Genomic DNA, 9,037 nt, shown 5'->3' with positions numbered 1-9,037 from the left:
GATATGAAGTTTGAGACGTTGAATTATGCTATTGAGGATGTTCGGAAAGAAGCAAGACAAGCGGCTGCTATTGGTCTGGCCGTGTCTAATTTACGTTACTATGATATACCAGGATCTTTAAGTGTTTCATTTGGTAGTGGTTTGTGGCGCAGTCAGTCCGCATTTGCTCTTGGTGCTGGTTATACATCTGAAGATGGAAATATTCGCTCGAATGTATCTGTGACAAGTGCTGGAGGTCATTGGGGAATAGGTGCTGGAATTACTCTGAGGTTGAGATGATAATAGAAAAAATGGCTGCTATTGTAAAAACGAGAAGTATATTAGTAAAGATTCTGTTTGCTCTTGCCTTAATAGGCAAGAGCGAAAGCTTTGCCAACGAGAACAATAATATTTATACAGTGCATCCACCGCGCTTATCGATACCTAAGGGCGAACCTGGCGAAACACGTCGAATTATTATGCAGTTTTATGACTGGACTTTGATTTGTGACGAAAAACAAAAGCTTAAACATAAGCAAGGTATATGTAATGTGACACAGACTGTTCATGATCAAGAAGGAAATACCATTTTTAGTTGGTCTCTTGTTTCTACGACAAATGGTCAAGCAGTGATGCTTTTTCGAACATTGCCAAATTCTGATATAAATATTCCGATTCAAATGTTTGTAAAAGGTGTTAAAAAACCTGTTCTTATTCATTATACGCAATGTAATGAAACGGTTTGTTTGGCACAATCACCTGTAGGTCCGGTTTTAACTAAACAAATAGAGCAGAACAATAAAGTACGTATTTCCTATAAAACTAAAGAAGGAAAGGTATTTTCTTTTACTGTACCGTTTAAAGGGCTAAGTGCGGCACTTAATTCTTTAAGCCCTTAAAATCCATCGAGTATTTTTAACAAGAGTCATTTTTTCATAAATCGTTGTATTATATTTTTGAGTGTAAATTATAAGGTCAAATAAGTAAGAAGTTTTATATAATATGATATCGAGATGATTTATTGGAAAGAGTGAGAGTTTTATGAATATAAAGTCATAATAAGTTCTTTATATGTAATAGAAAATCAAGTTAATATTTTTCAGATAAATTTATAATCCTAGAGATTTTCTTGAACGATAATTTTTATTGGTATTCACAAAATAAGAGCTATTGTAATTGCTTTTTGTAGTACTATGGAACTTTTATTCCAGCGTAATCAAAGCCATTTCGTTTCATATAATAAACGAGATTTGTGTGTGGATAACGAGATTGAAAATTTTTTTCTTATAAACCGCACTAATGTATAGGTTCTTGTAACCTCAAGAGTCAGTAAATAATATGATAATGTGGGTTTATTACAATAGAGGTGTGCTCCGTGTAAATAGTATAAAGAAAAGAGCATAATTTATAAAAACTGATGTGAACGTAAACGATTAATTTATAGTTTTAAGTTCATAAAGAGAAACATGATTTCACGGAAACAACCAAAAGGTTATACAAAAATCTGAATGATGCTAGTGTAGAAAATTTTAATGATAGGAAAAGAAAGAATGATTTCTTGTATTTATCATTTGTTGCTGCATTATTGCTTTATTTAGGAATGAGCAGAAGAGTTTTCGCGTTTATTTATTGGGGGAACGCTCAAGGGATAAGAGAAATGACCCCGTTAAATTATGGTTCAAAAGAGTTAAAACGAGGAGAAATATATGATACCAAAGCAGATCAGTTGCACGATCAGTGCGGTAGTAATACAAATAATCGTTCTGCACTGTCAAGAACAGAGGCATACTCTGTCCTTGTTGATATAAAGAGACAACAGAGAAAAAAACATTATGAACAGAAACAGGGTTTTGTTCAATCTGAGACAGCTTTAGAGTTTCATAGTCAGATAATGATAGGTGTCCAAAAAACAAAAAAACTCAAAGCACCTTTTCTTCGACGCTTCCATCCAGTAAAGTCTCCACCTCTTTACGCGGCACTTGATCTCGGAACAAATAATTGTCGTCTTCTTATCGCATCTCCCGGTAAACCTGGATATTTTCGTGTTGTTGATGCTTTTTCTCGTATTGTACGATTGGGAGAAGGTTTAATAAATAACGGTTTTCTTAATACACAAGCTATGGATCGTGCGATTGAAGCATTAAAGATTTGTCATTTAAAGCTAAAACAAAGACATATTAAGCGTTATCGCTTGATTGCAACGGAAGCTTGTCGCTCTGCAGAAAATGGTAGACATTTTATTCAGCGTGTTTTGGAGGAGACAGGTCTTGAATTGGAAATTGTTGATCGGCAAACAGAAGCGCGTTTTGCTGTTATAGGGTGTAGTACACTTGTTGAACCAAATACTGATGCAATTGTGCTTTTTGATATCGGAGGAGGGTCATCAGAAATTGTGCTACTTGATGTTTCTCAAAAGCGTTCTTTTCGTTTAGCGAGACAAATTATTGCTTGGACTTCTCTTCCTGTTGGCGTTGTTACGCTTGCTGAACGTTTTGGGGGAAATGATATTAACTTAGACGATTTTGAAAAAATGAAAAGCTATGTGCGAGGGTTATTAAATAATTTTTCAGATCGTCATAAATTAGGAGAGTTAGCGCAAGGTTCGAAGTTTCATCTTTTGGGAACCTCTGGTACGGTTACGACTTTAGCAGGAATGTATCTTAATTTAGAGCGTTATGATAGGAAAAAAGTGGATGGTATCTGGATGAATGATGCAGACATTACTCTTATGACACAACGCCTATTATCATGGGACATAGAAAAGCGTATCATAAGTCCTTTTATTGGGCGCGAGAGAGCAGATTTAGTTTTAGCTGGTTGTGCAATTTTAGATGTTATTCGGGAAGTTTGGCCAAGTCAGCGTTTAAGAGTTGCTGATCGTGGATTAAGGGAAGGAATTTTGATAGAGCTGATGTTACGCGATGGGGTATGGTGTCGTCGTAGAAAGAGCAGAAATTTCAAGCGTTAGAGAATTAAATATGGAGACAATGAATAACGATGAAAAAAACAACAAAAACACCGAGAGGTGGCTATGGAGGTTCAGGGTCACATGAATTATATCAGCGCGTAAAAAAGAAAGCAGGAACCATTAAAGCTTCATCACGACGATGGTTAGAGAGGCATCTGAATGATCCTTATGTACATCAATCAAAAGTAGATGGTTATCGTTCGCGTGCGGCTTATAAACTCATTGAAATTAATGAGCGCTATAGGTTTTTGAAAAAAGGCCAAAAGGTTATTGATCTAGGAGCAGCACCTGGGGGCTGGTGTCAGGTGGCTGAGCGTATAGTAGGGTCAAGTGATGAAAATCCTAGCGTTGTTGGGATTGATTATTTACATGTTGATCCATTGCCTAGAGTCGCGATGTTGGAAATGGATTTTTTACATACAGATGCACCGCAGAAATTAATTGAAACTTTAGGGACCAAACCGGATGTGGTTCTTTCTGATATGGCAGCACCAACAACAGGTCATCGTCAGACGGATCATTTAAGAACGATTTATTTATGTGAAGTTGCGGCTGATTTTGCTCTTTCGGTTCTTAAGCCTGGGGGACATTTTTTAGCAAAGGCTTTTCAAGGAGGAGCAGAAAACACTCTTCTTACGATATTAAAACAGCATTTTAAAAAAGTCTATCATGTTAAACCACCCGCAAGCCGATCAGAATCAGTAGAGCTTTATCTTCTAGCACTTGAATTTAAGGGAAAAACAAAAATACAAGAATAGCGCCTTCTTTTAAGAAGACTTAACTTTACTTAACCTATTTAGATGTGATGTTTTTTTTCTCAAAGAGTTATCGGCGATATTGACAGTTTTTCTGTTATCAATGATGAAAAACTGGTAAAACTAATTTATTGCCTGTAGAGGTAGAGAGATTGATTCCTCAGTGAGTGCTTCCAATGAAATTTCTTGATCAAGCTAAAGTTTATATTCGTTCTGGTAATGGAGGTTCTGGAGCAGTATCATTTCGTCGTGAAAAATTCATAGAATTTGGAGGACCTGATGGGGGGAATGGAGGACGGGGTGGTGATGTTTGGGCTCTTGTTGTTGATGGGCTTAACACGCTGATTGATTATCGCTACCAACAGCATTTTAAAGCAAAAACAGGGGGGCATGGCAAGGGGCGTAATATGACGGGTGAAAAGGGTGATGATGTCATCCTTAAAGTTCCGGTTGGGACGCAAATTTTTGAAGAAGATAATACAACATTAATCTGTGATTTAACAGAAGTGGGACAGCGCTATCGTCTTGCAAAAGGAGGGAATGGCGGTTTTGGTAATCTGCATTTTACAACATCGACAAATCGGGCACCGCGTCGTGCAAATCCAGGTTTGGCTGGAGAAGAGCGTGCAGTATGGCTTCGTTTGAAGTTAATTGCTGATGCTGGGCTTATTGGTTTACCCAATGCTGGAAAATCAACTTTTTTAGCTTCTGTAACGGCTGCAAAACCAAAAGTTGCAGATTATCCTTTTACTACTCTACATCCTCATCTTGGTGTTGTACGTATTGATGGTCGTGAATTTGTTTTGGCTGATATTCCAGGATTAATTGAAGGAGCGCATGAAGGTGTGGGAATTGGAGATCGTTTTTTAGGACATGTGGAACGTTGTCGCGTACTGCTTCATCTAATTTCTTCTCAAGAAGAAGATGTAGCAAAAGCATATCAAATTGTGCGTCATGAACTTGAGGCATATGGAAATAATCTAAGTAATAAAACTGAAATTGTTGCTTTAAGCCAGATAGATACTCTGACAATTGAAGAGCGTGAAGCTAAACGGGAAGCTTTGCAAAGTGTAACGGATCAACCTGTTATGATGTTTTCTGCGGTTAGTCGCGAAGGTTTAGAAAATGTGCTGCGTGCTGGTGCACATATTATTGAAATGTCACGCAAAGAGGAGATTAGTGGGGATAGCAAGGTTGATTGAGATGGCTGTTGGATCGCAAAAACTTACACACTATAAACGTATCGTGGTCAAGATTGGATCTGCACTTTTGGTTGATCCACAGACGGGTTTACGCGTTGAATGGCTTAAAAGCTTGATCAATGATGTTGTTGAATTACACAAAGGAGGCGTAGAGATATTATTGGTGTCTTCAGGCGCTATTGCTTTAGGAAGGACATTGCTACAGCTTCCTAAGGGCGCTTTGAAATTGGAAGAAAGTCAGGCATGTGCTGCTTTGGGGCAAATTGAGTTAGCAAAAACCTATGGTGATGCGCTTGCTCAACATGGGCTCAAAACAGGCCAAATTTTGCTCACTTTATTTGATACGGAGGAGCGAAGGCGTTATCTCAATGCACGTGCGACGATTGAGATGCTTTTATATTTGGGAGCTGTGCCTGTTATTAATGAGAATGATACTGTTGCAACAACTGAAATTCGTTATGGTGATAATGATCGTTTAGCTGCACGTGTGGCAACAATGGTGAGGGCAGATCTTTTAATACTTTTATCCGATATTGATGGTCTTTATACAAAGTCTCCCCATAGTGATCCAACGGCTGAATTTATACCTTTTGTTGCATCCATTACGCATGATATCGAAAAAATGGCAGATGTTGCTGCTTCAGAGTTTTCACGGGGAGGAATGAAGACTAAGCTTGATGCCGGAAAAATAGCTAATGCTGCTGGAACGGCGATGATTATCACCTCAGGCAAGCGTATGAATCCCCTTGCTGCAATTGACAAAGGTGAACGCAAGAGTTTTTTTGCGGCAAGTAAGAAATCTGTCAATGCTTGGAAAACATGGATTTCTGGTCATTTAGATCCATCTGGTGTTTTGACGATTGATCAAGGAGCCATTAGGGCTCTTGAAACAGGAAAATCGTTATTAGCAGCAGGGGTTATTGGCGTTGAGGGAAATTTCCAGCGTGGGGATACGGTTGCAATTGTTGGTACAGATGGAGTTGAGATTGCGCGTGGACTTGTAAGCTATGACAAAGATGAGGCTGTACGCATTATAGGACATAAAAGTGAAGATATTGCAGCTATTCTTGGGTATGAGGCGCGCTCTGCTATGGTGCATCGTAATGATATGATTGTACGTTGCTTGACCAATTCTGTTTAAAAAAGTTACTTTTGTTTTTATTGTTTTCGCAGAGTGGATGATACGATGACTTTAGAAGAACAAATGAAAGATATGGGACAAAAAGCACGCTATGCCGCTGCAGCGTTGGCTGTTGCTTCTTCTGAGCAAAAGAATAATGCATTGGAAATGATCGCTTTAAGTCTAGAGGCTCAATCAGATGAAATTTTACGAGCGAATTGTCAAGATTTAGAGAATGCTGCTCAGAATAATTTGAAAGCTGCAATGATTGATCGGCTAAAATTAGATGACTTGCGTTTACGTGCAATGATAGACAGTGTTCGCCAAGTTGCTCGTTTATCTGATCCTGTTGGGCAGGTCATGAGTGCGTGGAAACGTCCAAATGGGCTTCATATAAGTCGTGTACGAACACCTCTTGGTGTGATTGGCATTATTTATGAAAGTCGTCCAAATGTTACAGTTGATGCGAGTGCTTTGTGCTTAAAAGCAGGCAATGCTGCGATTTTGCGCGGTGGTTCGGATAGTTTTTATTCTTCTCACTCTCTTCATTTAGCTTTGGTACAAGGTTTAGAACGCTCTGGTTTACCTAAAGATGCTATCCAAATGGTTGGAACGACAGATCGCGCTGCCGTTGGGGAAATGCTCAAAGGATTGGATGGGGCGATTGATGTGATCGTACCGCGTGGTGGAAAGAGCCTTGTTGCCCGCGTTCAGTCTGATGCACGTGTTCCAATTTTTGCTCATTTGGAGGGACTTTGTCATATTTATATTGATAAATCGGCAAATTTAGATATGGCACGCAATATTGTTTTAAATGCAAAGTTGCGGCGGACAGGGATATGCGGTGCTGTTGAGACAGTTCTCATTGACAGCCAAGCATTAAAAAAATTTCTTTCTGTTTTAACTGCTTTACAGGAAAAGGGGTGTGAAATTCGTGCCACAGAAGATATTGTTTTTCTTATGCCAGATGTCAAATTAGCTTCTGAAGAAGATTGGTCGCATGAATATCTTGATGCTATTCTTTCTGTTAAAACAGTTGAGGGTGTTGAGGGAGCCATTTCTCATATCAAGAGTTATTCATCAGGACATACGGAATCAATTATTGCTGAGGATTTGGAAGTGGTAAAGAAATTTTTTAATCATTTAGATTCAGCTATTTTGCTGCACAATGCGTCCACACAATTTGCTGATGGAGGTGAATTTGGTTTTGGAATGGAAATTGGTATTGCAACAGGAAAAATGCATGCACGTGGCCCGATAGGTGTTGAACAGCTAACTTCATTTCAATATCATGTTAAAGGAAATGGTCAGGTGAGAGCTTGAGAACACCATTTTTCCCATGGAAAAATTGTATGCCACATGTTGAAAGATCCAATGTTGTGGGGCTTTTTGGTGGTTCCTTTAATCCACCGCATGCGGGGCATCTTCTTGTTGCAAAAATTGCCATTCGGCGTTTGCATCTTGATCAGTTATGGTGGATGATCACTCCAGGAAATCCTTTAAAGGATTGTACACAGTTACTCTCTTTAGAGGAGAGAATGCAATTAAGTTTTAAACTTATTGATCATCCGAAAATTCGCTTAACAGGTTTTGAACAGGCTATAGGGAGCAAAGTATCAGTAGATACGATTTTTCATATTCTTACCCATTACAGTGGCGTAAATTTTGTATGGATTATGGGGGCAGATAGTTTTACGACGATACATCATTGGTATCGATGGCATGATATTGTCTCAATGCTTCCTATTGCGATTATTGATCGTCCTTTAGGCAATCGGTCGGCACTTTCTTCTCCTATGGCACATACTTATCGCCGTTTTCGGTTGGATGAGAGAGAAAGTAAGCGATTACCTTTTATCAAGCCACCAGTTTGGACTTATTTGCATGGACCTTTATCTTTTCAATCTTCAACAAACCTTCGTTTGAAGAAGAATGATTTTTCTTGAACATTTCATAAGATTCTGCTTCTCTTTAGAGAAATCTCTTTTTTAGATTCCACAACGATAAGAAAGGATATTGATCTGAAAAACGTTGTACACAAACACTCTTATAATATTATGCCTTCAAAAGAAAAAAAAGTTTTTTCTGTTAGTGAGAGCCTTGAAGTTATTCTCAAGAGTTTAGAAGATACAAAAGCAGAAGATATTGTTACTATTGATATTCGAGGGAAGTCATCTTTGGCTGATTATATGGTCATAGCTTCAGCAAATTCGCAGCGTCATGTATCTTCTGTTGCTGATCATTTATTACATACTTGGAAAACTAGTGGGCAGGGGCTTGCGCGTGTAGAAGGGCTCGCTGGAGGTGACTGGGTATTGATTGATACAGGTGATATTATCACTCATCTTTTTCGTCCAGAAATTCGTCTTTTTTATAATTTAGAAAAAATATGGATGACTCCGGATTTAAACGATACGGCTTCGCTTCTCTTCGGAGATCATTAAAATGCAAATTTCTATTTTTGCGGTTGGTCGTATGAAAAGTGGGGCGGAGCAAAAATTAGTTCGGCATTATTTGGATCGTTTTTCTAAAATTTCTAGAGATGTAGGCTTTCATTTAAAAAATTTGCAAGAGATACCAGAAAGTCGTGCTCAAACAGCTTGTCAACGTATGGAGGAAGAGGGGAGAAAACTTATTGAATTTTTACCTGAAAAATGTCGATTAATTGTGTTAGATGAGCGCGGGGAATCGATTTCTTCAACTTCTTTTTCTGAAAAATTGAGATGTTATCGTGATGAGGGCATTCGAGATGTCGTCATTGCTTTGGGAGGACCTGATGGGCATAATGAACAAATAAGGAAGCGTGCTGATTTTCTTTTATCGTTTGGTTTGATGACGTGGCCACATCAAATTGCACGTATTCTTCTTACAGAACAACTTTACCGCGCTGTAACAATTGAAAATAATCATCCGTATCATCGTTTTTAATATTTTTGTGCAATTTTTAGCACTTATTTATATATTTATTAATATTGTTTTAGCTGACACCATTTAAAGCATCTCTAATGTATAC

10 protein-coding genes are annotated in these 9,037 nt (G+C 38.3%); all 10 read left to right on the top strand.

Annotation, left to right across the window (positions count from 1 at the left end):
* Positions 1–279 (top strand): YadA-like family protein (locus ACFIK6_RS02715; RefSeq protein ID WP_375677332.1); only part of this gene is annotated, 279 nt, incomplete at its 5' end.
* Positions 276–878: an invasion associated locus B family protein gene (locus ACFIK6_RS02710; RefSeq protein ID WP_375641671.1), complete on the top strand. Its 603-nt coding sequence runs from the start codon at positions 276–278 to the stop codon at positions 876–878. The genes ACFIK6_RS02715 and ACFIK6_RS02710, both read left to right, overlap by 4 nt.
* 758 nt (positions 879–1,636) lie before the next feature.
* Positions 1,637–2,947 (top strand): Ppx/GppA phosphatase family protein, encoded by a 1,311-nt coding sequence (locus ACFIK6_RS02705; RefSeq protein WP_375641670.1) that lies wholly within the window; start codon positions 1,637–1,639, stop codon positions 2,945–2,947.
* Between the two features lie 29 nt (positions 2,948–2,976).
* The gene (locus ACFIK6_RS02700) at positions 2,977–3,705 is read left to right on the top strand and encodes an RlmE family RNA methyltransferase (RefSeq protein WP_375641669.1); all 729 of its coding nucleotides are present in this window, start codon (positions 2,977–2,979) and stop codon (positions 3,703–3,705) included.
* Between the two features lie 173 nt (positions 3,706–3,878).
* Positions 3,879–4,904: a GTPase ObgE gene (gene obgE / locus ACFIK6_RS02695; RefSeq protein ID WP_375641668.1), complete on the top strand. Its 1,026-nt coding sequence runs from the start codon at positions 3,879–3,881 to the stop codon at positions 4,902–4,904.
* A 1-nt stretch (position 4,905) separates the two neighbouring features.
* Complete coding sequence (gene proB, locus ACFIK6_RS02690) at positions 4,906–6,045, top strand: glutamate 5-kinase (RefSeq protein ID WP_375641667.1); 1,140 nt, start codon at positions 4,906–4,908, stop codon at positions 6,043–6,045.
* Positions 6,046–6,090: 45 nt separating this feature from the next.
* The gene (locus tag ACFIK6_RS02685) at positions 6,091–7,347 is read left to right on the top strand and encodes a glutamate-5-semialdehyde dehydrogenase (protein ID WP_375641666.1); all 1,257 of its coding nucleotides are present in this window, start codon (positions 6,091–6,093) and stop codon (positions 7,345–7,347) included.
* 29 nt (positions 7,348–7,376) lie between these two features.
* Entirely contained in the window at positions 7,377–7,970 is a 594-nt protein-coding gene (locus ACFIK6_RS02680; protein WP_375641665.1) for a nicotinate-nucleotide adenylyltransferase, read from the top strand.
* A gap of 111 nt (positions 7,971–8,081) precedes the next feature.
* Entirely contained in the window at positions 8,082–8,468 is a 387-nt protein-coding gene (gene rsfS / locus ACFIK6_RS02675) for a ribosome silencing factor (RefSeq protein ID WP_375641664.1), read from the top strand.
* Position 8,469: 1 nt separating this feature from the next.
* Complete coding sequence (gene rlmH, locus ACFIK6_RS02670; RefSeq protein ID WP_375641663.1) at positions 8,470–8,952, top strand: 23S rRNA (pseudouridine(1915)-N(3))-methyltransferase RlmH; 483 nt, start codon at positions 8,470–8,472, stop codon at positions 8,950–8,952.
* The last annotated feature ends 85 nt before the right edge of the window (positions 8,953–9,037 follow it).

Source organism: Bartonella sp. AS69XJJH (assembly GCF_042195585.1).
Classification (GTDB): Bacteria; Pseudomonadota; Alphaproteobacteria; order Rhizobiales; family Rhizobiaceae; genus Bartonella.
This window is presented reverse-complemented; position numbering and strand designations above follow the sequence as displayed.